This is a genomic window from Flagellimonas sp. MMG031 (assembly GCF_040112705.1).
Classification (GTDB): domain Bacteria; phylum Bacteroidota; class Bacteroidia; order Flavobacteriales; family Flavobacteriaceae; genus Flagellimonas.
The window spans coordinates 2430863-2454588 of the sequence record NZ_CP157804.1; the positions used below are offsets into that span (position 1 = coordinate 2430863).

26 protein-coding genes are annotated in these 23726 nt (G+C 43.5%); 10 read left to right on the forward strand and 16 right to left on the reverse strand.

What is annotated here, in order from left to right; translation table 11 throughout:
* Window positions 1–23 precede the first annotated feature (23 nt).
* From ABNE31_RS10925 to ABNE31_RS10935, 3 genes are all read right to left on the reverse strand, one after another.
* A complete protein-coding gene (locus ABNE31_RS10925) occupies window positions 24–719 on the reverse strand; it encodes an SGNH/GDSL hydrolase family protein (RefSeq protein WP_349351150.1) in 696 nt (231 codons plus the stop codon).
* Between the two features lie 32 nt (window positions 720–751).
* Window positions 752–1021 carry a hypothetical protein gene (locus ABNE31_RS10930; RefSeq protein ID WP_349351151.1) on the reverse strand — a complete coding sequence of 90 codons (270 nt, stop codon included), beginning with the start codon at window positions 1019–1021 and terminating at the stop codon, window positions 752–754.
* Between the two features lie 138 nt (window positions 1022–1159).
* The gene (locus ABNE31_RS10935; protein ID WP_293290155.1) at window positions 1160–2644 is read right to left on the reverse strand and encodes a carboxypeptidase; all 1485 of its coding nucleotides are present in this window, start codon (window positions 2642–2644) and stop codon (window positions 1160–1162) included.
* A gap of 252 nt (window positions 2645–2896) precedes the next feature.
* Here ABNE31_RS10935 and ABNE31_RS10940 point away from each other — a divergent pair, with 252 nt between their 5' ends.
* The 3 genes from ABNE31_RS10940 (at window position 2897) to ABNE31_RS10950 (ending at window position 7656) form a co-directional block, all read left to right on the forward strand.
* Window positions 2897–4501 (forward strand): phosphatase, encoded by a 1605-nt coding sequence (locus ABNE31_RS10940; protein ID WP_349351152.1) that lies wholly within the window; start codon window positions 2897–2899, stop codon window positions 4499–4501.
* A gap of 77 nt (window positions 4502–4578) precedes the next feature.
* A complete protein-coding gene (locus ABNE31_RS10945) occupies window positions 4579–6411 on the forward strand; it encodes a cytochrome c peroxidase (protein ID WP_349351153.1) in 1833 nt (610 codons plus the stop codon).
* Window positions 6412–6516: 105 nt separating this feature from the next.
* Complete coding sequence (locus ABNE31_RS10950; RefSeq protein WP_349351154.1) at window positions 6517–7656, forward strand: Gfo/Idh/MocA family oxidoreductase; 1140 nt, start codon at window positions 6517–6519, stop codon at window positions 7654–7656.
* A 14-nt stretch (window positions 7657–7670) separates the two neighbouring features.
* On the opposite strand, the gene ABNE31_RS10955 is transcribed toward ABNE31_RS10950, so the two are convergent.
* Window positions 7671–7958, reverse strand: coding sequence for a type II toxin-antitoxin system RelE/ParE family toxin (locus ABNE31_RS10955; protein WP_293288659.1), 288 nt, complete (start codon window positions 7956–7958; stop codon window positions 7671–7673).
* Window positions 7945–8190, reverse strand: coding sequence for a type II toxin-antitoxin system ParD family antitoxin (locus ABNE31_RS10960; protein ID WP_293288661.1), 246 nt, complete (start codon window positions 8188–8190; stop codon window positions 7945–7947). The genes ABNE31_RS10955 and ABNE31_RS10960 overlap by 14 nt, the downstream gene beginning before the upstream one ends.
* A gap of 245 nt (window positions 8191–8435) precedes the next feature.
* Here ABNE31_RS10960 and ABNE31_RS10965 point away from each other — a divergent pair, with 245 nt between their 5' ends.
* Window positions 8436–9251: a hypothetical protein gene (locus ABNE31_RS10965; protein WP_349351155.1), complete on the forward strand. Its 816-nt coding sequence runs from the start codon at window positions 8436–8438 to the stop codon at window positions 9249–9251.
* A 79-nt stretch (window positions 9252–9330) separates the two neighbouring features.
* Here the strand turns inward: ABNE31_RS10965 and ABNE31_RS10970 are convergent, their stop codons facing one another.
* Both ABNE31_RS10970 and ABNE31_RS10975 read right to left on the reverse strand, forming a co-directional pair.
* Window positions 9331–10095 carry a TIGR02757 family protein gene (locus ABNE31_RS10970; RefSeq protein WP_349351156.1) on the reverse strand — a complete coding sequence of 255 codons (765 nt, stop codon included), beginning with the start codon at window positions 10093–10095 and terminating at the stop codon, window positions 9331–9333.
* A gap of 1 nt (window position 10096) precedes the next feature.
* Window positions 10097–10765 carry an ABC transporter ATP-binding protein gene (locus ABNE31_RS10975; protein ID WP_349351157.1) on the reverse strand — a complete coding sequence of 223 codons (669 nt, stop codon included), beginning with the start codon at window positions 10763–10765 and terminating at the stop codon, window positions 10097–10099.
* A gap of 268 nt (window positions 10766–11033) precedes the next feature.
* On the opposite strand from ABNE31_RS10975, the gene msrA reads away from it, so the two are divergent.
* From msrA to ABNE31_RS10990, 3 genes are read left to right on the forward strand one after another with little or no spacing between them, the layout of a single operon-like run.
* Window positions 11034–11597: a peptide-methionine (S)-S-oxide reductase MsrA gene (msrA, locus tag ABNE31_RS10980; protein ID WP_179385539.1), complete on the forward strand. Its 564-nt coding sequence runs from the start codon at window positions 11034–11036 to the stop codon at window positions 11595–11597.
* Complete coding sequence (gene folE / locus ABNE31_RS10985; protein ID WP_293284846.1) at window positions 11584–12183, forward strand: GTP cyclohydrolase I FolE; 600 nt, start codon at window positions 11584–11586, stop codon at window positions 12181–12183. Before msrA ends, folE begins: the two co-directional genes overlap by 14 nt.
* A gap of 40 nt (window positions 12184–12223) precedes the next feature.
* Window positions 12224–12514 carry a hypothetical protein gene (locus ABNE31_RS10990; RefSeq protein WP_293284844.1) on the forward strand — a complete coding sequence of 97 codons (291 nt, stop codon included), beginning with the start codon at window positions 12224–12226 and terminating at the stop codon, window positions 12512–12514.
* Window positions 12515–12552: 38 nt separating this feature from the next.
* Here ABNE31_RS10990 and ABNE31_RS10995 read toward each other — a convergent pair whose 3' ends face one another.
* The 9 genes from ABNE31_RS10995 to ABNE31_RS11035 all read right to left on the reverse strand — a co-directional run bounded on the left by ABNE31_RS10995 (window position 12553) and on the right by ABNE31_RS11035 (window position 20922).
* Window positions 12553–13107, reverse strand: a complete 555-nt coding sequence (locus tag ABNE31_RS10995; RefSeq protein ID WP_349351158.1) for a type 1 periplasmic binding fold superfamily protein — start codon at window positions 13105–13107, stop codon at window positions 12553–12555.
* 16 nt (window positions 13108–13123) lie between these two features.
* Entirely contained in the window at window positions 13124–15514 is a 2391-nt protein-coding gene (locus ABNE31_RS11000; RefSeq protein ID WP_349351159.1) for a TonB-dependent receptor, read from the reverse strand.
* 79 nt (window positions 15515–15593) lie between these two features.
* On the reverse strand, window positions 15594–15926 hold the full coding sequence (locus tag ABNE31_RS11005) for a hypothetical protein (RefSeq protein WP_179385534.1): 333 nt from the start codon (window positions 15924–15926) through the stop codon (window positions 15594–15596).
* Window positions 15927–15986: 60 nt separating this feature from the next.
* Window positions 15987–16505, reverse strand: coding sequence for a DUF6787 family protein (locus tag ABNE31_RS11010; RefSeq protein WP_349351160.1), 519 nt, complete (start codon window positions 16503–16505; stop codon window positions 15987–15989).
* Between the two features lie 29 nt (window positions 16506–16534).
* A complete protein-coding gene (locus tag ABNE31_RS11015) occupies window positions 16535–16993 on the reverse strand; it encodes a DUF6146 family protein (protein ID WP_349351161.1) in 459 nt (152 codons plus the stop codon).
* A 70-nt stretch (window positions 16994–17063) separates the two neighbouring features.
* The gene (locus ABNE31_RS11020; RefSeq protein ID WP_293284832.1) at window positions 17064–17705 is read right to left on the reverse strand and encodes a DUF937 domain-containing protein; all 642 of its coding nucleotides are present in this window, start codon (window positions 17703–17705) and stop codon (window positions 17064–17066) included.
* Between the two features lie 75 nt (window positions 17706–17780).
* Window positions 17781–18731 carry a D-2-hydroxyacid dehydrogenase gene (locus tag ABNE31_RS11025; RefSeq protein ID WP_349353046.1) on the reverse strand — a complete coding sequence of 317 codons (951 nt, stop codon included), beginning with the start codon at window positions 18729–18731 and terminating at the stop codon, window positions 17781–17783.
* 8 nt (window positions 18732–18739) lie between these two features.
* Entirely contained in the window at window positions 18740–19804 is a 1065-nt protein-coding gene (gene serC, locus ABNE31_RS11030; RefSeq protein WP_349351162.1) for a 3-phosphoserine/phosphohydroxythreonine transaminase, read from the reverse strand.
* Between the two features lie 71 nt (window positions 19805–19875).
* Entirely contained in the window at window positions 19876–20922 is a 1047-nt protein-coding gene (locus ABNE31_RS11035; RefSeq protein WP_349351163.1) for an acyl-CoA reductase, read from the reverse strand.
* 85 nt (window positions 20923–21007) lie between these two features.
* Here ABNE31_RS11035 and ABNE31_RS11040 point away from each other — a divergent pair, with 85 nt between their 5' ends.
* The 3 genes from ABNE31_RS11040 to ABNE31_RS11050 all read left to right on the forward strand — a co-directional run bounded on the left by ABNE31_RS11040 (window position 21008) and on the right by ABNE31_RS11050 (window position 23661).
* Window positions 21008–21361, forward strand: a complete 354-nt coding sequence (locus ABNE31_RS11040) for a 4Fe-4S dicluster domain-containing protein (protein WP_127141959.1) — start codon at window positions 21008–21010, stop codon at window positions 21359–21361.
* Window positions 21362–21595: 234 nt separating this feature from the next.
* Window positions 21596–22690, forward strand: a complete 1095-nt coding sequence (gene ychF / locus ABNE31_RS11045; RefSeq protein ID WP_349351164.1) for a redox-regulated ATPase YchF — start codon at window positions 21596–21598, stop codon at window positions 22688–22690.
* Window positions 22691–22758: 68 nt separating this feature from the next.
* Entirely contained in the window at window positions 22759–23661 is a 903-nt protein-coding gene (locus tag ABNE31_RS11050; protein ID WP_349351165.1) for a DMT family transporter, read from the forward strand.
* Window positions 23662–23726: the final 65 nt, after the last annotated feature.

Here is a 23726-nt window from a genome sequence, read left to right on the forward strand (position 1 = left end):
GTAGTGCCAGAAAAGAAAGTCTATTAAGGTTGACCTAGGGTTTGTTCAATGGCATTTTTCACCATACGCTCCATAATCGAGTAACCTTCCTTGGTCACATGGACTTCATCCGTAGTCAATGCTGAAGGCAGTCCGTTTCTGTCGTCCGCCATTTCCGAGAAATAATCCAAATACATGACTCCTTGCGATTCGGCCATGGCTTTGAGCATGCTGTTGAGCTTGGGTATTTTGATGTTGGGCTGTAAACCCGGCCTCCATGGATAGTCAAAAGCAGGAAGTACGGAACAAACAATAGGCTTGATACCGTTGGCTTTTGCCAATTCTACCATGGATAGGATATTGTCGTGGATTTGCTCCAAGGTCATCGGCCCGGTATTGCCCGCGATATCGTTGGTGCCCGCCAAAATTACTACTGCTTTTGGGTGTAGGTCAATAACATCCTGACGGAAACGCAGTAGCATCTGTGGAGTAGTTTGACCACCAATGCCACGATTCACATACGGATTTTCTTCAAAAAAGTCAGGGTTGGCATCCTTCCACATTTCGGTAATGGAATTGCCCATAAAAACCACACGGTTTTCCCCATCCGTAGGAGCGGCAAGTTCAGCATTTGCGGTTTTATACTTTTCCAAATTGGGCCAATCTTGGGCATTGATTTTTGAAGCGCTCGACAGTCCTAAGAATGATAACATGATACAGAATAGCGTATGTTTTTTCACAGGTGTTGGGTTTTGTTAAAAATAGAGAATAATCATCGTATCAAAAGCATAAATAAAATGAAAAATAGCACGACTGTAGCCAGTACGGCGTAAAACATAGCTCTTTTTTCCTTTTCCCTTTGAATGAACATCTTTTTACGAATTCGTACTATATCACGTCGACTAGCCTTTTTAAAATTTAACTCTGTGACGCTTTTGGTGCCATAAACATCATTTTTAGATTTTAACTTTCTTTTTTTTAGCATGTTTCTGTTAGCCTTTAGGCTTTTAATCGCATGCATCATACTTCCTTCTCCGCCCATAATTAGAATATTTACCTTATAAGTGGTCTTTTATGGGAAATTGTTACAATAAAATCAATTTTGTTGATTATTATTCAATAAAAAAGCGGTGTGACTTAAAATATCACACCGCTTTTAAGTACTTTATTATGTTTTGAATTAATATTTCGCGCTCTTTCCGTTGGCTTGGGTACGCAAAATAAACGCCCTAATGTCCTCATTGGCCGTTTTTAAATCCTCTTTTCTTAAATACATCATATGTCCGGAGCGATAGCCTTTAAACTCAAAGCGGTCCTTCATTCTACCGCTTGGGTCTACCTGGGACATGGTGTATTTGGCGGCAAAGTAGGTACAGGCACCATCATAATACCCAGACTGCACCAAAACGTTCAAATAAGGGTTCTGCGCCATGGCTTGGCGAAGATTGTCCCGAACATTGTCATTGCTATCATCCCAAGGCCGAACAGGACCGAACATATTGTATTTGATGTCTGTTTTAAACCCTAATTCTTCTTGCAAATAATAGTTGATGGCAGGAGTGAAGCTATGCAACCAAGACGTCAACTCTGGCGAGTAATCCGGACTTGTGCCTGCTAAGGTTTTGTCGATGCCCAAATAGCGGCTATCCAGACGTCCCACGGTGTAACCACCTTTATCCCGCATCAAAGCCTTCCAGAAAAATTGTGTGGGCACATCCAAGTTGTGATCAATGATATCTTTTGAACTTAATCCAGAATATCTGGCCATCTTATCTGCGATGGCCTTACGTTCCGAATCTGGAATAAAGCCACCTTTAGCGATGGCAGGCAACAATTCGTTGATGGTAAATTCTTCTACCTCTGGCAGTACTTCAAGTAGGTCCTTGCTTTGCAAATCGGATGGCAGTGCCTTGTGATGCCATGCTGCAGCTGCAAAATAAGGCAGGTTCAAGGCGCTGGAGACCGGGTCGTTGTCACGGAACACTTTGTAATCGGCAGGAGACACCATGATCACACCGTTTAAGTACATCCACTGTTGGTTCTGCAGTGCCAACGAAAGTCCCATGACACGTGTACCTCCGTAGCTTTCGCCCACGATATATTTAGGGGAACGCCATCTGTTATTTCGGGTAACGAAGGTATTAAGCCATTCGGCCAAGTATTTGGTGTCCGCATTGATTCCGAAGAATTTTTCGCGGTCCACCTCTTTCCCTGTTTCGGGGATGGTTCGTGAATATCCTGTATTTGCCGGATTTACGTAAACAATATCGGTAACATCCAATACGGAATAAGGGTTCTCCTTAACTCCGTAGGGCTGTACGGGATAACCTTCGTCATCGATTTTAAGGATACGTGGACCGGTGTAGGCCAAGTGCATCCAAACCGATCCTGAACCAGGACCACCATTAAAGGAAATCAACAAAGGACGTGACGCCCTATCCCGGACATCGTTTTTCGTATAATACGTGTAATGCAATGCAGCGATGGGTTTTCCCATTTCGTCCCAGACAGGTTGGGTACCCGTGGTAGCTGTGTAATCGATTCGCGCACCATTAATGGTTACGGAATGCTGTGTGGTAATCGTAGTGTCGACAGGAATTTTTCGTTCTTGCGCAAAGGCCATCGATGTGCAAAGCACAAGGCCCAATAGTAAGCATTTTTTCATATGAATTGGTTGAATTAGTCTTGTTTATAAAAATAGGGAATTTGGGTTATAAGACCATCCTTGTAAAACCAAAAAAACGGTTAACGTTAAATTCATCAAGCTGAAACACTGAATTCCACTTAAGTTTACATAGTAACCTTATGTTAAAAGTAACTTAAAACAATGCATATTTTCAGATAATCCTATCCTAAACAAGGGTGTTTAGTTTTACCCCAACAACATTAATAACATTAAAACTGAACACTTATGAAAATGAACAGATTATTTTTAGGACTAGTTATTATGTCCTTGGTTTCTTTTGGACTCACCAGTTGTGAAGGTGAGGATGGAAGAGACGGTATTGATGGCACCGATGGCATTGACGGCCAAGATGGGGTGGATGGAGAAGATGGAGAGGACGGAGAGGATTTAACCCTTGAAGACCTTACACCTTTGACCAGCTCCGTGGTTCCCAATAACGTATTTGAATTTAAAGGTGCTTTTGCAGGTACAGCCCAGTTGGAGATGATCATGACTTCGGCCGATATTCTGCCATCTGATTCCACATTTGTTTTTGGAGCCTATACCGATGGTGCCGCCCTTTATCCATATGAAGATGGTACCTTCGCCTTGGTCAATAATTTGGAGGCCGATTATTCCATTGCTAGGATTAGGGTCAATTCCGACTTACGCCCAATGGAAGGAGATTACATCGTGAATGCTACAGCTACTGCATTCACCGCTCAATGTTCCGGTTCTTCGATTACGATGGAAGAGCATGGATTTGGACCGCTTTACCTTTCTGGGGGTGAATGGGGCGGAAATGCCAAAGGTGTATACAAAATCAACCCGTTCCGATCTCCCGATGATAGGGTAGAAGCTGAGCGTTTGCCAGCCTTGGGAGAATGGTCGACCGAAAACGCCGTTGCCATTGGTAAAAACGCTTACCCCGGTCAAACTGTTGTTTTTATGGGCGATGATGATAGCCAAAACGAATACCCATCCGCACACTTCGGAATGTATGTTGGAGGTTTGGGCGACCTTAACAGCGGAAAGCTGTATGTGCTTAGAGGAAAGAACACTGCAGAGACCGGCATAGGTGAAGGCGGACAAAAATTTGAAATGGGTATGGCCCAAGACATCGAGTATGATGTGGAATGGGTAGAAATGACCGAAAGAACCTTGGAAGAGCTGAACCAAGAAGCAATTGATTCCGTTGCCATCGGATTTCAGCGTATAGAGGATATCGATTGGAGAAGAGGCTCAGCAGAAAACAACAGAACGGTTTTCTTTAACGCAACAGGGCGAATCCGTTCCAACAACCCAGATTTGGCCAGCAGAGGAACATCATTTGGAAGGGTGTATAAATTGGAACTCAATCCCGATAACCCAACTGGAGATGCCAAACTTACCGTAGTGATAGATGGTGACTTGGAGGGTGGAAAAGGAGATGGGATGCACTCTCCCGACAACATTGTAGTTACCGAAAATTACGTTTACGTGCAAGAAGACCCGAATGGCTATGCTTCTTTGAACTCCGATATTCAAGGGTATGCCAAACTATGGCAATATGATATCATGAGCGGAAATTTCACAGAAGTGATGGAGTGTAACCAAGCTGCCGCTGCCCAATTGGGCATTGGTAACATAGATGACTACTGGGAAATTACTGGTATGATCGATGTTACCGACATCATTGGGGCTGCCGAACCCACCTTTATTTGTGGTGCGCAGGTACACGGATGGTCATACGACAGTGGCAATCCGGCCACTTTCCGCGCCGATGGTGCCAAGTTCGTGGACCCGACGGCCATTGATGAAGGAGCAGCTTCTTTGGAAGGTTCCTTCTTGTTCAAAATTACTGGATTGCCTAGGTAAGACGACCGTAATAGAAATTTTTAAAGGGTTCCCTGTCAAAAGGGAGCCTTTTTCTTCATTTTTAAAACTATTGGATAATGAGATTCCCCACCTTTTTTTTCACGGGTATATGTGTTCTTTTTTTGAGTTTCGTCTCTTGCAAACAGCAAAACCCACCCAAAAAGCAGACCAGTGCCAATGCTGAATCCATGTTCAACGAAGAAATCAGAAACCACTATTTTGTAACCCTGGACAGTGCCGCATACTACATGCAAAAATTGGATACTTCCGCTTCCTTGGCTCACAATAGGGCATATTTTTTAAAGAGCAGGGAATGGTACAAAAGGGCGGAGCCTATGATGATTGCCTATGATTATCAGAACTACCTCTCCATGAACGCCCCAAACATCCTCAAAATTGAGATAGATGATTATACGGACATAAAAAAATTGAGCCCAAGGAGTTTTCAGGTATTGGAAGAATTGTTGTTTGCCGAAGAGGAGGTGCCCATGCAAGAGCTACAATTGGTGCTCGATTATCTTCAGGTGCGTATTCCCTACATCCGCAGAAACCACATCATTTATACCCAACGAGACAGACATCACCTAAAAATGATACGGGATGCCATTGTCAACGTTGCAACCAAAGGCATTACGGGATTTGATTCACCCATGTTGTCGAACTCCCTGAACGAAGCCATCTATAACTACGAAACCATTGCAAAGGTGATTTCCATTTATCAGGAAGCATTTAAGAGTCCAGATTTATACCATCAATGGACCATGGAAATTGAAGCAACCATCAATAGTTTAAAAGCGAGCACTTTTGATGATTTTGACAGGTATGACTTCATTAAAAATCATACCAACAAACAATTGGAACTTGTCAACCAAACCGCAACCGATTGGGGGATTGCGTTAAATACTTCCCGTTCGCTAAACCCCACGGCCAACAACCTTTTCAGCAAGGACTTTTTTAATATGGACCAATTTACCATCCAAGGTTCCCCGGCCATTACCGATGAGCGAATTGCCCTTGGAAAAAAACTCTTTAACGACCCCTCCCTTTCCAGCACGGGAACCATGAGCTGCGCTACCTGTCATTTGGAAAGCAAAGCATTTACAGATGGACATAAAAAGGGCTTGGGGATAGACGGCATCGAACTCCAGCGCAATACGCCCACGCTTACCTACGCAGTGTATCAGCGCAGCCTTTTTTATGATGGAAGGGCAGATGGATTGGAAGACCAGATCGTGAACGTGGTCAACAATGAAAATGAATTCCATTTAGACCTGAATACAGTGGAGCAAAGAATCAAGGAGGACGATGTGTACGCTTCATCTTTTGACGAGTTGTACGATGGTGAGGTAACCAACCAAAATGTGAGGCACGCCATCGCCACCTACATCCGAAGTTTGGCCCCTTTCGATTCCAGATTTGACAAGAACATGCAAGGATCGGAAAATACCCTCACTTCCGAAGAGAAATTGGGATTCAATCTCTTTATGGGAAAGGCTGCCTGTGCCACCTGCCATTTTCCGCCAGCCTTCAATGGTACGGTACCCCCAAAATATATGGAAACCGAATTCGAGAATTTGGGCGTCCCAAAAAACGCTGATTTTGACCATCCTATTTTGGATGACGACCCGGGACAATTCCATCCTTACATGGTAGAGGAAAAAAGGAACTTCTTTAAAACTTCGACGGTGAGAAACGTGGCATTGACAGGTCCCTACATGCACAATGGCGTATACGAGAGCTTGGAAGAAGTAGTCCAATTTTATAATGTTGGGGGCGGTCGGGGAATGGGACTGGAGATGCCTTATCAAACATTGCCATCAGATTCGTTGCACTTGACCGACAAGGAACAAAAGGCATTGGTAGCATTTATGCAGTCTCTAACAGATGAACGGTTTCTGAACGAAAAATAGTCGAATTGTACTTCAAATTTGTGATTTGCCCAACACAAGGCCTAATTCTGGATGCAAAGTGCTTTTCAATGTGTACATTTAAGAACCTTCTTAAATCGGTTGAACATGAAAAACATAACACGAAGAAACTTTAACAGCCTCACCGCAAAAGGAATTGGTGGAGCTGCTTTGCTATCATCCGCTCCATTTGCCTGCGCCATGGGCGTCAATCAGAAAAAGGAGAAATTGGGCATTGCGCTGGTTGGATTGGGAAGTTATAGCACCTATCAACTGGCACCTGCCTTACAAGATACACAACATTGCTATTTGGCAGGAATTGTAACGGGAACTCGGGCCAAAGAAAAAATCTGGGCCGAAAAGTATGGAATCCCGAAAAGGAATATCTACAATTATCAGAATTTTGATGATATCGCCAACAACGAGGATATTGATGTAGTTTACGTGGTGCTCCCCAATAGTATGCATGCTGAATTCAGCATACGTGCAGCCCAAGCCGGCAAGCACGTAATTTGCGAAAAGCCTATGGGAATCAGCGTTGCCGAATGCGATGCAATCATTGATGCCTGCAAGGACGCGGGCGTAAAACTAGGTATGGGCTATCGCCTGCATTCCGAACCGTATACCCAACAGGTTAAGGAGTTTGTTCGTGAAAAGACCTTTGGTGATGTCTTGTTTGTGTCGGCCGATGCCGCCTACCGCTCAACCGGTAATCCAGACCAGTGGCGCTTGGACCGTTCACTTTCCGGTGGGGGTGCGTTGGTGAATATGGGTGTTTATGCCATTCAGAGTACTATTTATGGTACGGGAGAGAATCCCATATCGGTAGCGGCACAGGAATTTAGTACCCGCCCCGATTATTTTAAGGATACCGACGAAACCATAACGGCACAGTTCAAGTTCCCGAGCGGAGCTGTGGGGAATATTTCCACATCCCATAATTTTAATGCAAACGCCATGTATGTTTCGGGTTCTTCAGGATGGTTTCGACTACAGCCGGCCAATAACTACGGTCCACTGAGTGGTGAAACTTCGAGGGGAGATGTCATTAAATTTCCGCATGAGAGTCAACAAAAATTGCAAATGGACGATTTTGCACGCCATGTGTTGTTTGGTGAGCCCAACAAAGCCCCTGGCGAAATGGGAAAACGCGATATGATGATCGTGGAGGCCATTTACCGGTCCATTGCCGATGACGGAGCAACAATTGCCTTGGATTTTGAGCCTGGTTTTGGGTTTGGGGGCTGAAGATGATTGCGGGTTTATAAAACATCATTTACATCTTGCCGTCCAATAATGGCCATTATTTCTACCATATCCGCATTGATTCTATAATAAATGCTATCTGAACCGCAAACACAGCGTTTATAACCTTTTTTGATGTAATCGACCGATTCGAAAGAATAGGGGTTTTGGGCAATGATATCAAAATATTGAAAGAAAGTCTCAAAATAGAAGTCAGCTTGGGCAAGACCGAACTTTTGAACACCAAACTGATGGATTCTTATTAAATCCTCTTTTGCGGTATTACTTAACCTATACTTTGCCATTCAATTTTGACTTGGATTCGGCTAAAATAGCTTCCTTACTATCCATAGTGAATCCACTTTTTTCGGCTTTCTCCAATTTTGCCTTTATCCAATCGATTTGCGCTTGTTGCCTTCTAGCTTGGCGTATCAAATCATTGACAAGCTCACTTTTACTGGAATATTCTTCGCTATCTACTTGCGATTTAAGCCATTCATCATTGGGTTTGGTAAAAGAAATACTTTGACGTGCCATGATTTGATTATTTGATGTGATGTAAAAATACACCAAAAACGTATCAATTACAATTTTTATTCAACCATCCAATTGGTTCTTGATTCTGGGCATATCAACACTTTCAGTTGGGATTCTTTCTTTTTAAATGGGAGAAATATGATGGTAAGAAACTAAATATCAGTACTTAGCGAAAAAAAAGAAAGGAATTTTAACATAGTAATTGGTTGAATTTTGTTTTTTTGTAATCACAAATCTTACACATTATGAAAAAACTTATCATACCTACTTTGGTTCTTCTTGTCATGGGATGTGACAAGGAAGATACCACACCGGACACTACACAGGACGCAGCTGTTAATGCCCTTACGGAGTATGTACTGGTCAACAAGATATTCCAGGATGTGGGCAATAGTAATGGAGATGCCATTTTGGATGCCGAGAACAGTGCTGGAAGTTCAGCAGCGAAAACAACGCCAAATACGACATCACAAGTGGAGATAACCGTTTCCCCTCCTGATTTTGTTAATTTTCCCAAAACAATTACCGTCGATTTCAAGGATGGCACCTTAGGCCAAGACGGTGTACTTCGCAAAGGAGTGGTCACCATCGTTTCCACAAATTGGTATGGAGCGCCAGGAAGTAAACACACAGCTACTTTTGATTCCTATTACCATAACGATTACAAGGTTGAAGGTACCCATGTGGTTGAAAATTTGGGCGCAAATGCAGATGGATACTTGGAATACAGTGTGGAAATTGCCGATGGAAAGATTACCACTAAAACGGGGGATGTCATTCAATATGAAGAAGATTCAAAGCGAACCTGGATTTCGGGCAGTGAAACGCCCTTGAACATTTGGGATGATGAATATTTGCTGAATGGACTGCAAACGGGAATCAGCTCGTCCGGGTTGGATTATTCGTTGAGCACTATTGAACCCTTGCACTTTGTTCTAGTGCCACGTGGCGTAAAATCTGGGATTTTGAGCGTTGAACTGGGCGATATCAAAGATATCGAACTGAACTACACGAACTCCACCATTACGATTTTGGGTACCACATACCCTTTCACCAAATAATACATGAGATATAGAAGCCTGCTGGGGAGTCGGCAGGCTTTTTTAAGGCATCAGCCCTTAAGTATCTTGATGCTTAGGATTAGAATTTCTCAAAAACCCCCAACCCGAATAATGCAAAATCATATTTTACAGGGTCATTGGCATCGAGCTTTCTGAGGTTTTTGTCCAGTTCCAACAAGGCTTTGGCATCGTTCTGTTTGCGTTTGAGCAGTTTTAGTTTGCGTGCTACATTGCCCGAATGCACATCCAAAGGGCAGGAGAGTTTGGCCGGTTCAATACCCTTCCATAACCCAAAATCTACGCCAGTGCTGTTGTTCCGCACCATCCAGCGCAAAAACATATTGATGCGTTTGGCGGCAGAGCCTTTATTTGGGTCTGAGACATGTTTTTGGGTTCGTTGTTCATGGGGTAGTTCAAAAAACACCTCCTTGAACCTTGAAATGGCCGGTTGCATGGAATTTTTGGTCTGGAGGCGGGTAAAAACGGTTTCCAATCCACCATGATTTGAATAGATATTGCGCAAACTGGTTACAAAGTAACCAAGGTCGACGTTATTGAATGTACGGTGAACAAAAGGGGAGAGGTGCTCCAAATCCTTTTCGGAATGGTTCATGATAAAATCGTGGGGTGTATGGCCCATCAATTCCATCAATCTTGTAGCATTATTGATGATGCTTTTGCGGTTGCCCCAAGCAATCGTCGCCGTTAAAAAAGCACTGATCTCTATATCTTCTTTTTGGGTAAACCTGTGGGGAACCTGCAAAGGGTCATCCTCTAAAAATCGAGGATGGTTATATTCCTCCACTTTGGCATCCAAAAATACCTTGAGCTCCGCTTTGGTCATATCAATCCTTGGAAACAATCAAACCATCCACCATAGTGAGCTTTCGGTCGGCCATATCGGCCAATTCCATATTATGGGTGACCAATACAAAGGTTTGCCCAAACTCATCGCGCAGTTTAAAGAATAGGTGGTGTAGATTATCCGCACTTTCCGAATCAAGGTTTCCGCTAGGCTCATCGGCCAAGACCACGGAGGGATTGTTCATCAAGGAACGGGCTACGGCCACGCGCTGTTGCTCGCCACCCGATAGGGCATTGGGCTTATGGTGATAGCGATCTTTCAATCCTAAAAAATCCAGTAATTCCTTCGCGCGCTGTTCCGCCTCCGCTTTTGGTGTTTTTTTGATAAAGGCTGGAATGCAGACATTTTCTAGCGCAGTAAATTCGGGCAATAACTGGTGAAATTGAAAGATAAAACCAATGTGCTCATTCCGAAATTGTGCCAAAGCCTTATCATTGAGCTGGTTCACGTCGGTATCGTTGATCAATAACGTACTTTCTCCCTTATTCGTCGGTGTGTCCAAAGTGCCCAAAATTTGCAACAACGTGGTTTTCCCTGCGCCGGAGGCTCCGACTATCGAAACGACCTCTCCTTTTTGTATGTCCAGATTTACCCCTTGCAATACCTTGAGATCTCCGTAACTTTTTTGAATATTTGTGGCCTTTATCATATGTACATCTTGGATGGTCGAAGATAAGGATTACTGTCGTATCACAAAGACGGTATTTTCGACATATGGATGTATCACTTGGAAGGTTTTTTGAATGGAGCAATAGGATTTCTTAAGAAATAGTTCCCAGAACGACCTTTTATAAAATATTGATATTATTTATAAACCATTTTAAGTAAAGGGTTTAGGTATTATTTCGACCAATCATTCCATAAATATTTGTTAGAATGTGTTTTCCACGACAAATATTGTTTAACTTTGAATCAAAATGAATAAACAAAATAATAACGAATTGGAGACCGCAATTTTTGCAGGTGGATGTTTTTGGTGCACAGAAGCTGTTTTTCAACGATTGAATGGAGTCGAGGAAGTAGTTTCAGGCTACACTGGAGGGACTATCAAGAACCCGGCCTACAGGGAAATCTGCACAGGACGCACAGGTCATGCCGAAGGTGTAAAAATTACCTTCAACCCAGAAAAAATATCTTATCCTGAACTTTTGGAGGTCTTTTTTGCTACGCACGACCCAACTACGTTGAACAGACAGGGCAATGATGTGGGTACGCAATACCGAAGCGAAATTTTTTACACATCCCCGGAACAAAAACAATTGGCAGAAGATTTTATCCAATTATTGGAAAAGGAAAATATATTTTCTTCACCCATTGTGACGGCCATATCCGAAGCAAAACCTTTTTATTTGGCCGAGGAAGAGCATCATAATTATTACAACGAAAATCGGCAACAACCTTATTGCCAATTTATAATTGATCCAAAGATCAAAAAACTGAACAACCATTTTTCAAAAAAGCTAAAGCATGGCACCGTATAGGAACCTCGAGGAATACAATATTGAAATCACCAACGAGGTGAAGGAACATTTTACCAAAATTGTGGAAGACATTGGGGAGGATGTCACCCGTGAGGGACTGCTAAAAACCCCTGAGCGTGCCGCAAAAGCTATGCTTTTTTTGACCCAAGGTTACAAACAAGACCCACAAGAAATTCTTAAAGGCGCCATGTTTGCGGAGGATTATGACGACATGGTGATTATTAAGGATATTGAATTGTATTCCCTCTGTGAGCACCATATGCTTCCCTTTTTCGGAAAGGCGCATGTGGCCTATATTCCCAATGGGCATATTGTAGGCTTGAGCAAAATTCCGAGAATTGTGGACGTTTTTGCCAGAAGGTTACAGGTACAGGAACGCTTGACGCATGATATTTTGGAGTGCATCAATAGTACACTGCAGCCCAAGGGTGTTGCCGTGGTCATTGAGGCTTCGCACATGTGCATGATGATGCGCGGTGTGCAAAAACAAAATTCGGTAACCACTACATCCGGATTCCGTGGCCAATTTGAAAAAATTGAGACCCGTAACGAATTTTTGAAGCTGGTGAGCTCCGATTTGTCCTAAACTACTTTTCCAATTAAGAGGGAATTGCTATTTTTCCCCTATGTCAGAAGAAAAAAACCACAAATACCGCAACTTGTTTTTAGGGTTGTTGTTTGATGCCATTGGTATGTTATCCTTTGTAATCCCGGGGATTGGTGAGTTTTCCGATGTCATCTGGGCCCCCGTTGCAGGATGGCTCATGACCCGATTGTACAAGGGCCGGGTAGGGCAGGCCGCTGGTTTGATCACCTTCGCCGAAGAGTTGGTTCCGGGAATGGATGTGATTCCCACTTTTACACTGACTTGGATATATACCTATCTTTTGAGCAAAAAAAAGAGTGCCAAAACGTAATTTGGCACTCCATTTTTAAACCAATTATTTTTCGGTTATTACTCGATTGTAATTTGGAACGTTTCAGTAAAATCTGTTTCGCCTCCAGCATCGGCCAATGTTCCATCGTTGGGTTTTTTTGGCTCATGCACTAAGGTTACGGCCAAGGTCGCATTTCCAGCATCGCCGGTTTCCAAAGTAAACGCCAATCCCAAAGGATTTCCGTCGCCGTCCACATCATCATAAGTGATATCCGTGATATTTCCGGTAGGGATATAAAACACTTGGTGTTCATCATCCTCTTCCTCTACTTCTTCGGTAATGTCTTCGGCCGGAGAATCGGTCTCGTCCAAAAATACTACTGACCCACTGTAAGAGGTGTTGGCAGCCAAGTTTCCTGAAACAGTGACCACAGGGGCATTGGGTCCGTCACCGTCCAAATCTTGAGATTGAAGGGTGATTGTAGTTCCACCACCCGGAGCAACCAAAGAAACCGTCATGGTAGTTATGGTCTCTTCTTCGTTGATTTGCTCTGGTGCATCATCGTCATCAGAGCAGGCAACAAAAGTAAGTCCGATAAAAGCGAATAATAAAAGTGATTTGATTGTTTTCATTTTTAGTTTAATTAAATTAATAATTGAGCTTTAGTTGTAATGTAAAGTTTCGACCCAAATCGTCGGCGAAGAATCGCTGTCGGTTTAGGTAGTCCCTATAATTTGTGTTTAAAAGATTGCTTATGGCCAAAGTGGTGGTCAACTTGGTTTTATTGGAAAACGGAAATTCCATTTTTGATCGGAACCCCAACAAATGATAAGCCTCTGGAGCCGTATTGATTTCCAAAACCACATCTTCCTGTTGTTGTGGAGAAAACACCATGATGTTATCCGGTGTCTCGTTTTGACGAAATACATATTGACTTTCCAGCGAGGCTTCAAAACCATTCCATTCAGGCATGGAAAAGGTGATTGAATTTCTCCAATTGGCTGCAGGAATATTGATCAAAGCGGTTTCGGTATCCGCATCCTGTCCCTTCACCAAGGAGAACTTATGCTCCGTGATCCAGTGGTCGGTCCAATTGGAATACGCCGAAAAGTCAACACCCAAAAGCCGAGCACTGGTTTGGCGGTATTCCCATACTGGAAATGAACCACGAACCGTAAATTCAACCCCTGTCGGTTCTAAAACAATAAAGTTTTGAACCCAGTTGGCATAAGGCTCCAAAAGAATTCCCCAAGTGGAAAAATCCTTTTCCAAAGTAGTGGTAATCTTGTGCGACGTTTCGTTTTCGATACGCAAATCCCCTAGCTCTATCCTGGCAGCGGAGTGGTGCAACCCATCACTAAAAAGTTCGGATGGATTGGGTGCCCGCTGTGCCAAGGCATAGTTCAATTTTAACTGAAGGCCATTTGTGGTCAGGTATTTTCCGCCAACCGTCGTTGAAAAATTATGGTAATCTAAAACTGGATTCACCAATAACTGAGTGCCTAAATCCTCAACGACCAAGTCTTGAAATTCCTCATCGTATCCACGTTCTTCCCAACGGGAGGTACGATAGAACTTTTGGGCATCAATCCTGTTGTAATCATAACGGATTCCAGCATCCAACAATAATTGGTTGGTAACGCGATATTCACCTATCAAAAAGCTGCCAAAGTCGACTTTTTCATAATCGGGAATCAATCGGCGCACTCCGGTATCTGGATTCGCAAAATTATCTTGATATCTACCCATAAGACCTACAAGAATGTTGATATTGTCCTTGGTATCCCACTTAAAATCAGTGGAAAGGGTGTGAGTGGTCAGTTCCAAATCAATGGATGGAATATTGTCCCTTTCACCTCTGCGGATGTCATACTCAAATCTTCGGTTACTTTGAAAATCGTACTGTACGTTCAACTTTCCAAGACCCTCAAAGCGTTTGTAAAACTTAAGCTTTCCCAAATGATGGGTCACTTTTTGTCGAGGGTTTTGAAGGTCATAGGTAAAAGGTCTTATGATGGTAGGTTCCCCACTATTGATACTTCGTATCAAATCGTCCACGTTTCCAATATGCGAGGCCCTTAAAATGGCAATTTCCGTATTAAAATAGGAATACCGGGCATCCCATCCCCAAGAAAACAGATGTTTCCCCAATTGGAGGGAAGCTGCAATTTCTTGGACACCCGTATTGGACAGCACATAATCAGGCGCTTCGTGGTCTCCCAAACGTTTATAGGAACCCTGCCCTTTGATGAACCATCCGTTCGCGTAGGACTTCGTCAACTCGGACACGATATTTCCGCCCCTTCCGTTGGACACACCACTGAGTATGGTTTTTCCATAAATACTGTCGCGCAGGGGAATTCGGGCTTGCTCCGCTACAATGACACCGCCTATGGCATCACCTCCATACTGGAGAGCCGATGCACCTTTGATGACGGAAACCGAGCCAGCCGAATTGATGTCAAGGGTAGGAGCGTGTTCTGCTCCCCATTCCATATCCTGCATCCGAACACCATCGTTCAACACCAAAACACGACTGCCATTTAACCCATGGATGGCCGGTTTTACAATATTGGCGCCTGTGTTCAAGGACGAAACCCCGCCCAATTCCTTTAAGGCATCCCCCAAATTGCCGGCACTATAGTTTTCCAACATATCTAGGTTAAGTGTTTCCTCCTGGGCGGAATTGGTCTTGTCGCGAATAATGTTTCCCACCACTTTGACCTCGTCCAATTCTTCCAAGTGATGCTCCAATTTCACTTCAATTTTCGTGTCCCCCTCGACCCTAACGTTCATCAAAATGGTCGAACATTCAGGATGTGACACCTCTAGTGTGTAGGTGCCCGAACAGAGATTGGAAAATGTAAACGCACCATTGGCAGCCGTTGTCACCTCTGTCTTGGTTTCAAGGATTAAAAGTGATGCACCCTCCAAGGGTGTTTTTTGATGATAATCCATGACCTGTCCAGACAGTGTATCATCACACTGTTGGGAAACACCAAAAACCGGGAAAAACGAAATAAACGCAATGATAGCCATTGCTTTGTAGCTAAATACCAATGGAATGTAATTAAGTAGATTGAATTTTCTCCTATGAGAATTGAACAACGACGATGGTCTAAGCTACCACCGGTGGCGCCCTTAAGCTTTGAAATGATGCTTTAATAGGCTTGAACATATACGCGTAGTAGGCCGTTACATACGTTATGTTTGGCGTAGCTACGGGTGTATAGTCGAATGTGGAAGAAAACAGGACTTTGTTGGCAAGCGTAAAATCATGAAAATCACAATCCAAATGCCCATCATGGATATGATTGGTGCCATATTCCACACATTTCTTTTCATTATGGTGCTCATATAAGCTATGTCCTAGCTTGATGAGCGAAGGGGCCAGAACAGCCAATGCCATCAAAAGGGAACCAATGATAAAAATGTGTTTATGAGGTTTCATAACCATACAGCACAAAAGTAAACAAGGTGAATCCTCTTTATATGTTAAAAAAACTATAAACTATGGGAGGATAAAGCCCAATCCCATGCGTTTCAACATCTTTTTTTCAAAATTCCAAAAAAATAGATACTGTCCAAACAACCAGCCTATACAAACCAACAAAATCTGATAGATGGGAAAAATCAATAGTATTCGAAAGGTCCAATAAATCGCCGAATGTACGTTTTCACCATCCAAACCGAGCCATTGGACCAGTGGGCCTGCCAGTTTGCCGGAAATACTCCCTGTGATTGCAAAAACGATAAAGATGGCGATCATTTCCCATTTATAGGTCACCTTCCACTTGTTTTCCAATTTTTTAAAGCACCACAAGAAAAACTTTACGGCCGTAAAATACCCCATCAGTGTAATCCCGATGGTAAAGAACCATTCATATACGGTGTTGTTTAGCCCAAACGCGTGCAAAAGGCTTCGGGCAATCAGGTAAGCGGTAAGTAAGACTAAAAGGGCGCCCAAAACGGGAAATAGCACTTGCCAGGCTTTTTGGATTTCCCAACGCTGCTTTAGTTTTTGCATCATCTCAATAAATTGAGCACAAAAGTACGGATTTATATTCTTGGGATAAAGGGCCCCAATCGCTGGTTGTATTTCCGTTGAAAGTAGATGAAATAGTTATAAAGCTTATAATTCACCTCGTAACCATAGTCGATGCTAGGGTCATAATCGATGGGCAACTCATACAGATTGGGATTCCATAATTGGGGCTGTACAACCCTATTGTTCCAGTTCATGACCATAACAGCATTTCGAGTTTCCAAGAAGGTTTGTGAATAGTAACCTTCCGGTCTGGCTATGGAATTCAACCAAGTATAAAAACCGGGTTCTATAATGATGATCTCGTATTCCGTCTTATCATCAGAAATTTCTACAGGTTCTTCATCCGCGGAGTTGAACATGGCCTTTTCTTCTTCCGAAACGTCCAACGCCATCTTCTGGGAACCACAGGATACGAAGCTGACACAGAGCATTAAAATGACAAATAGTGCAATGGGAGCATTCTTTTTCATACCCCTTAAAATACAAAAAAAGCCACTTGAACTTTCAAATGGCCTTGTTAAATATCGTTAAGCTTAGGGCTTACTTTCCAAAAAGTCCGCCTAATACGCCACCGAGTCCGCTTTTTTTCTGGTTTCCACCGTTCAATACCATTCCGGCAAGGTCATCGATAACGCTACCATCGCCATCACTGTCCAAAAAGGTTTCAATAAGCGATTGTTGTTTAGCGGCCGCTTTGTTGCCTCCCATCAATCCACCAAGCAATCCATTTAAGCCTTCGGGGCTGCTGACGTTTTGCTGACGGGTCTGTTTTCCCAAATAACCCAATAGAATAGGGGCAGCAATTTTTAAGATCTGTGAAATGGCTCCAGCGTCAAGCCCTGATTTACTGCTCAGTGCATTTTCCACCTGCGGTTGTTTGGAACCGAGCACGTGGCCCAAAATCCCAGCACCATCATCCATCACGTGTTGGTCTACACCGCCGCCAAAGAGACCTCCCAGATCATCCAAAATTCCACCGTCGTGTTTGGAAGAAAGCGCATCCATAAGTCCTTGCGCACCGCCCGGTGTAGCTGCATTCTTTTTCATGGCTCCCATTAAAAGCGGCATTGCCATACTCAATACTTCGGCTGTTTTATTTTCGGGTTGCCCTGTTTGTCCGGCAACACCACTGACCAATTGTTTGCCCACGGGGCTGTTGATCAATTCCAATAATCCTGACATTGTGTTAGTGTTAAGGTTAGGGGAGCAATGTACAAAAAAGTGGGGTTTGGTCGGATATTTCTGCGCACAAACCTTTTATTTTAGTGAATTGATGACCTTTTGAGCCAATTCCAAACCAATGCGTTGTTGGGCCTCTATGGTGGAGCCACCAATATGAGGGCTCAGTGATATTTTCGGATTCATCAAAATCTGTATCTCGGGTTTGGGCTCGGATTCAAAGACATCCAATCCAGCAAAGGCCAAATGGCCGTTATCCAGTGCTTCTACAAGTGCTACTTCGTCCAATACCCCGCCACGTGAGGTATTGATGATTCCAGCCCCAGGTTTCATTAATCCCAACTCCTTTTTTCCGATCACGTAGTTTTCTTGCGAAGGCACGTGCAGACTCACAAAGTCGGATTGGGAAAGCACTTCTTTTACATCTTTGCTTTGCAATTCGAAATCAATGGACCTTCCATCAAAAAAAGGAATGGATACGGTAGCTTTCTTGGTGGTATGGTCCGTAAAAAGTACCTCCATGCCAAGGGCCAAGGCCATGCGTGCCGTGGCCTGACCAATTCTGCCAAAACCAATAACCCCTAAGGTTTTTCCCCTTAGCTCAACACCTGCCGCATAGCTTTTTTTCAGTTGTTTAAACTGGCTGTCGCCTTCCAGGGGCATATGTCTGTTGGCATCGTGCAAAAAGCGGACTCCGTTGAGCAAATGAGCGAATACTAGTTCTGCAACCGATTCGGAAGAAGCTTCGGGCGTGTTGAAAACGATGATTCCTTTGGATTCGGCATGGGCCACATCAATATTGTCCATACCAACACCACCACGTCCAATTAGTTTTAGGTCTGGACACACATCGATAATTTTTTTATCGACCTTGGTAGCACTGCGCACCAAAAGACCGGTAATTTTATTTTTGTTGATATAATTGGCCAACTGTTCATGGGCCACATGCGTTGTTTTTACTTCAAACCCTTCTTTTTCCAAAAGGTCGATTCCCTCTTGGGCCATTCCGTCGTTTGCTAAAATTTTCACCATCGAGATTATCCTTTCTTTTCCAATTCGCTCATAATGTCCACCAAAACACCAACACTTTCCATGGGCAAGGCATTGTACATGGAGGCTCTGTAACCTCCAACGGAGCGGTGTCCATTGATTCCGCTTATTCCGGCTTCCTTGCACATATCATCGAATACATCCTTGAGTTCATCATCGGTAATATTAAAGGTGGCGTTCATGATGGAACGGTCTTCCTTGGCAGCAATTCCATAGAATATGGGATTGAGTTCAATTTCTGAATAGATAAGATTGGCCTTACGTTCGTTGATTTCTTCAATAGCGGCAATACCGCCCAAATCCTTTAGCCATTGCATGGTGAGCATGGAAACATACACCGCGAAAACGGGAGGGGTGTTGAACATGCTTTCTTTGGACACATGCACGGAATAATCCATCATGGACGGGATTTTACGGGACACTTTGCCCAAGATATCTTCTTTCACCACAACCAGTGTGGTTCCGGCGGGCCCCATGTTTTTTTGTGCCCCTGCATAGATCAAATCAAACTGGGAGAAATCCAATTGTCTGGAAAAGATATCGGAGCTCATATCGCACACCAAAGGCACATTGGTTTTAGGGAAGTCCTTGATCTGTGTTCCATAAATGGTGTTGTTGGAGGTCAAATGCAAATAATCTAGGTCGGTGGGGATATCATATCCCTTTGGGATATACTTAAAATTATCCTCCTGTGAAGAAGCCACCTCTATAACTTCGCCGAACAGACGAGCTTCTTTGATTGCTTTTTGGCTCCAAGTCCCAGTATTCACATAACCAGCTTTGGTATCCAAAAGATTATAGGCGGCCATTAAAAACTGCATGCTTGCCCCACCTTGGAGGAACAGTGCCCGATACCCTTTCCCGTCAAGACCTAGTAGTTCCAAAGCCAACGAACGGGCCTTTTCCATGATGGCGACAAATTCTTTGCTGCGGTGTGAGATTTCTATGAGTGAAAGTCCGATGCCGTCAAGTTCCAAAACGGCTTCAGATGCCTTTTGCATGACCTCTGCGGGCAGAATGCAGGGACCTGCGCTAAAATTATGCTTTTTCATTTCCTTGGTTTAAGGGGTAAAGGTCTTAAAAATTGTTGGATATAGGAACGATTTCCAAGCTTAGGATTTCATTAAAGTTGAAGTAGGAACTCCATGGTGTCGATTCCGTCCGCATAGTCCGTTAAACTGGGCTTTTGGGTCTCGCCAAAACCGATATGGTGTCCTTGAATACCTTTGGAAACCACACATTGGATGTGTTCATCCATTTCTTCCAATTGTGCCAACAATTCGGATTCTTCCTCAAAATAAGAGTAAAACAACGCCGAAATAGGGGATGCCAAGGCCTCATCCTCTTTCAGAATTAAAAAGCCGTTGTCTAGAATATTGAATTCGCTCATGAGATATACAGCCTTGTTGTAATCGTAATTGTTGGCGTATTTATGCTGGTTGATGATGTCCTTGTACGAGTACAGTGCTTGGAACAGCATATCAAAATCGTAGTCTTTGGGCACAAAAATTTTGGATACATTGCGGCAACCTAGACCATAATACCGAAAAATATCCTCTCCTAAGGCATTCAATTCCTCAGGGCTCTCGTTTCCAGTCAAAATAGCCACCGAATTTCTGTTTTTTCGAATGATGTTCGGTTTTTTTCCAAAATAGTACTCAAAATAGCGACTGGTGTTATTGCTTCCTGTGGCAATCACTGCATCAAAATCGGTGAGTTTATTGTCAACGAAGTTGATTTTATCGGAAAGTGATGGCTCTTGTGCTATCAAAAAACGAACGAGATAGGGTAGGAGGAGCTTATCATTGGAAGATTGTTTGGCCAAAACATTGTGGCCCGAAAGCAGGACGCACAAAAAGTCATGAAAACCAACCAATGGTATATTTCCAGCCATCACGATACCGATGCTTTTGGGCTCAGTATCGCTGTTGAACTTGTAGTGCGACATCCAATCCAAAATGTTTTTCTCGGTCAGCAGTTTACCCCATTGCTGTAGGGCGAACAGCACATTATCTTCGGTAAACCAACCATTTTGATGACCTGACGCCACAACGACCTCTTTCAATTCCTTATTGATATTCTGATGGTTATCGTAATAAGTATCACAAAAATCCGTTAGGAATTCTCCAAGTTTAACAAAAGCTTTTATGGTATTTGTATCTGGTGCCATTAAATTTGTACACTAATTTAGTAGGGTTTATTTTTGTCAAAAGTAAGCATGCTGATAAAATTCAGCCCAAAAGGAAAAGAAAATTATGGCAATTATTATAACAGATGAGTGCATCAATTGCGGTGCGTGTGAGCCAGAATGCCCAAATACCGCTATTTACGAAGGTGCAGATGAATGGAGATATAGTGAAGGAACTTCATTGAAGGGCGATGTGGTGCTTCCGAACGGGAAAGAAGTAAATGCCGACGAAGTCCAAGAGCCTGTAAGCGATGAAATCTACTATATAGTTCCGGATAAATGTACGGAATGTCAAGGTTTTCACGAAGAACCGCAATGTGCGGCCGTTTGTCCGGTGGATTGTTGCGTTCCGGATGAAGACCATGTGGAAACCGAGGAAGAACTGTTGGGCAAGCAAAAGTTTATGCATCCCGATGGATAAAAAATAAAAATGATCTAATTTAGCCCCGAACCTTAGTTCGGGGTTTTTTATGCAAGAAAACGAAAAAGAATATAACGGTATTTGGAGACACTTGGGCTGTGCACTGTCATTGATTGCCATATTGGGCATGATGGCTGTGTTCATTGTCATTTTCTACCTCTTCCTGCAAAATTATTGATGGGCAGTCACAAAACTTCACCCTATATTTGCACCCTCAAAATACAATGTAATTAGATGAAAGCAGGTATCGTAGGATTGCCCAACGTAGGAAAATCGACTCTTTTTAACTGTTTGTCCAACGCAAAGGCGCAGAGTGCCAACTTCCCTTTTTGTACCATAGAGCCCAATATTGGCGTGGTAAACGTTCCCGACCAGCGATTGGAGAAATTGGAAGAATTGGTTAACCCAGAACGTGTGGTGCCTGCCACCGTGGAGATTGTGGATATTGCCGGATTGGTAAAAGGAGCGAGCAAAGGAGAAGGATTGGGCAACCAGTTTTTGGGAAATATTCGCGAAACCGATGCGATTCTGCATGTGCTTCGGTGCTTTGACAATGATAATGTGGTGCACGTGGATGGGTCCGTAGACCCTATTCGAGATAAGGAAACCATCGACATGGAACTCCAATTGAAGGATTTGGAGAGTGTGGAGAAAAAATTGGACAAGGTAAAGCGTGCAGCCAAAACAGGGAATAAGGAAGCACAAAAGGAGGAGGCGGTCTTGACTGCCCTTAAGGAAGGTTTGGAGGCCGGAAAGTCCGTTCGTGCCATTATTTTAAGCGAGGACGACCGAGAAGAATATGTGAGGCCGATGCAGTTGATTACTGACAAACCTGTGATGTACGTCTGCAATGTGGACGAAGAATCCGCAACAAATGGCAACGCCTACGTGGAGAAAGTGAAGGCAGCGGTAGCTGATGAAAATGCAGAAGTTATCTTCCTTGCCGTGGGTACGGAAGCCGATATCACAGAATTGGAAACGTACGAAGAGCGCCAAATGTTCTTGGAGGATTTGGGACTTTCGGAGCCAGGTTCCGCCAAATTGATCCGAGGCACCTACAAACTGCTCAATTTGGAAACCTATTTTACAGCAGGGGTGAAGGAAGTCCGCGCTTGGACCATACCTGTTGGGGCGACAGCTCCGCAAGCCGCTGGGGTCATTCATACCGATTTTGAAAAAGGCTTTATCCGTGCCGAGGTCATTTCTTATGATGATTATGTGAAATACGGTAGCGAGGCCAAAGTAAAAGAAGCCGGCCGAATGAGGGTAGAGGGTAAGGAATACATCGTTAAAGACGGTGATGTGATGCACTTTAGGTTTAATGTGTAGCCCTTGGGCGTTGTAATCCATCCATTGTTCTGTTTTTCTACCTTTTGGACAAAATCTAGTTTTGTGCTATGTCCAGTAAAGGTTTAGGGGTTTTGTACGGGGTTTTGGGAGTGGTACTCTTCTCTTCCAAGGCGGTGATGGTAAAGTTGGCCTACGGCTACCAAGTGGACACCTTGGATTTGCTCCTGTTTCGCATGCTTTTTTCCCTACCGTTTTACATTTTTATTCTCTTTTTGATTCGAAGAAAGACTACCAACACAACAATCAAAATCAAAGATTATGCATGGCTCTTTGTGTTTGGCTTCGTTGGCTACTATCTGGCCAGTTATTTTGATTTTTTGGGATTGAATTACATCAAGGCGGGACTGGAGCGCATCATCTTATTCGTATACCCTACCATTGTCGTGTTTTTGAGTTGGCTAGCCTTCAAACAAAGGATAACCAAGGTCCAGACCATTGCCATTTTGATTACCTATTTGGGTGTTCTCATTACCTTTTGGGACGAACTGGACCTAGGCGGAAATGAGGTCTTGGTGGGCGGTTTTCTGGTGTTGTTGAGCGCCATCACCTATGCTTCTTATTTGGTGGGCAGCGGCTGGTTGATTCCCAAGTTTGGCGTGCTTCGATTTACGTGCTACGCCATGATTGTCTCTACCCTCTGCATTGTGGTGCACTATCTGTTTGCTGGTGACTGGGGGCTTATGGGGTATCCTTGGCAAGCCTATGCCTACGGGGTTGCCATGGCCATTTTTGCCACGTTGATTCCTTCTTTTTTGGTATCTGCTGCCATTGAGCGGCTTGGCGCTTCCAATTTTTCCATTTTAGGAAGTTTGGGGCCGGTCTCCACTATTTTGTTGGCCTATGTGTTTTTGGACGAAAAACTGACCTATTGGCAATTGGCCGGAATGTCCATTGTGATTTTTGGGGTGACTTACCTCTCCGTTCAAAGTAAAAAGCGGGCTAAAGCCTGATTTATATTAACAATTATTGTTTTTCATTGTTGATTACTTTCTTATCCGCACCCTTTTATTTTTGC

Excerpts from the sequence above, each read along its gene's own strand:
- ABNE31_RS10930 (WP_349351151.1), bottom strand. The coding sequence starts at position 1,021 with ATGGGCGGAGAAGGAAGTATGATGCATGCGATTAAAAGCCTAAAGGCT.
- ABNE31_RS10935 (WP_293290155.1), bottom strand. The coding sequence starts at position 2,644 with ATGAAAAAATGCTTACTATTGGGCCTTGTGCTTTGCACATCGATGGCC.
- ABNE31_RS10940 (WP_349351152.1), top strand. The coding sequence starts at position 2,897 with ATGAACAGATTATTTTTAGGACTAGTTATTATGTCCTTGGTTTCTTTT.
- ABNE31_RS10945 (WP_349351153.1), top strand. The coding sequence starts at position 4,579 with ATGAGATTCCCCACCTTTTTTTTCACGGGTATATGTGTTCTTTTTTTG.
- ABNE31_RS10950 (WP_349351154.1), top strand. The coding sequence starts at position 6,517 with ATGAAAAACATAACACGAAGAAACTTTAACAGCCTCACCGCAAAAGGA.
- ABNE31_RS10955 (WP_293288659.1), bottom strand. The coding sequence starts at position 7,958 with ATGGCAAAGTATAGGTTAAGTAATACCGCAAAAGAGGATTTAATAAGA.
- ABNE31_RS10960 (WP_293288661.1), bottom strand. The coding sequence starts at position 8,190 with ATGGCACGTCAAAGTATTTCTTTTACCAAACCCAATGATGAATGGCTT.
- ABNE31_RS10965 (WP_349351155.1), top strand. The coding sequence starts at position 8,436 with ATGAAAAAACTTATCATACCTACTTTGGTTCTTCTTGTCATGGGATGT.
- ABNE31_RS10970 (WP_349351156.1), bottom strand. The coding sequence starts at position 10,095 with ATGACCAAAGCGGAGCTCAAGGTATTTTTGGATGCCAAAGTGGAGGAA.
- ABNE31_RS10975 (WP_349351157.1), bottom strand. The coding sequence starts at position 10,765 with ATGATAAAGGCCACAAATATTCAAAAAAGTTACGGAGATCTCAAGGTA.
- msrA (WP_179385539.1), top strand. The coding sequence starts at position 11,034 with ATGAATAAACAAAATAATAACGAATTGGAGACCGCAATTTTTGCAGGT.
- folE (WP_293284846.1), top strand. The coding sequence starts at position 11,584 with ATGGCACCGTATAGGAACCTCGAGGAATACAATATTGAAATCACCAAC.
- ABNE31_RS10990 (WP_293284844.1), top strand. The coding sequence starts at position 12,224 with ATGTCAGAAGAAAAAAACCACAAATACCGCAACTTGTTTTTAGGGTTG.
- ABNE31_RS10995 (WP_349351158.1), bottom strand. The coding sequence starts at position 13,107 with ATGAAAACAATCAAATCACTTTTATTATTCGCTTTTATCGGACTTACT.
- ABNE31_RS11000 (WP_349351159.1), bottom strand. The coding sequence starts at position 15,514 with ATGGCTATCATTGCGTTTATTTCGTTTTTCCCGGTTTTTGGTGTTTCC.
- ABNE31_RS11005 (WP_179385534.1), bottom strand. The coding sequence starts at position 15,926 with ATGAAACCTCATAAACACATTTTTATCATTGGTTCCCTTTTGATGGCA.
- ABNE31_RS11010 (WP_349351160.1), bottom strand. The coding sequence starts at position 16,505 with ATGATGCAAAAACTAAAGCAGCGTTGGGAAATCCAAAAAGCCTGGCAA.
- ABNE31_RS11015 (WP_349351161.1), bottom strand. The coding sequence starts at position 16,993 with ATGAAAAAGAATGCTCCCATTGCACTATTTGTCATTTTAATGCTCTGT.
- ABNE31_RS11020 (WP_293284832.1), bottom strand. The coding sequence starts at position 17,705 with ATGTCAGGATTATTGGAATTGATCAACAGCCCCGTGGGCAAACAATTG.
- serC (WP_349351162.1), bottom strand. The coding sequence starts at position 19,804 with ATGAAAAAGCATAATTTTAGCGCAGGTCCCTGCATTCTGCCCGCAGAG.
- ABNE31_RS11035 (WP_349351163.1), bottom strand. The coding sequence starts at position 20,922 with ATGGCACCAGATACAAATACCATAAAAGCTTTTGTTAAACTTGGAGAA.
- ABNE31_RS11040 (WP_127141959.1), top strand. The coding sequence starts at position 21,008 with ATGGCAATTATTATAACAGATGAGTGCATCAATTGCGGTGCGTGTGAG.
- ychF (WP_349351164.1), top strand. The coding sequence starts at position 21,596 with ATGAAAGCAGGTATCGTAGGATTGCCCAACGTAGGAAAATCGACTCTT.
- ABNE31_RS11050 (WP_349351165.1), top strand. The coding sequence starts at position 22,759 with ATGTCCAGTAAAGGTTTAGGGGTTTTGTACGGGGTTTTGGGAGTGGTA.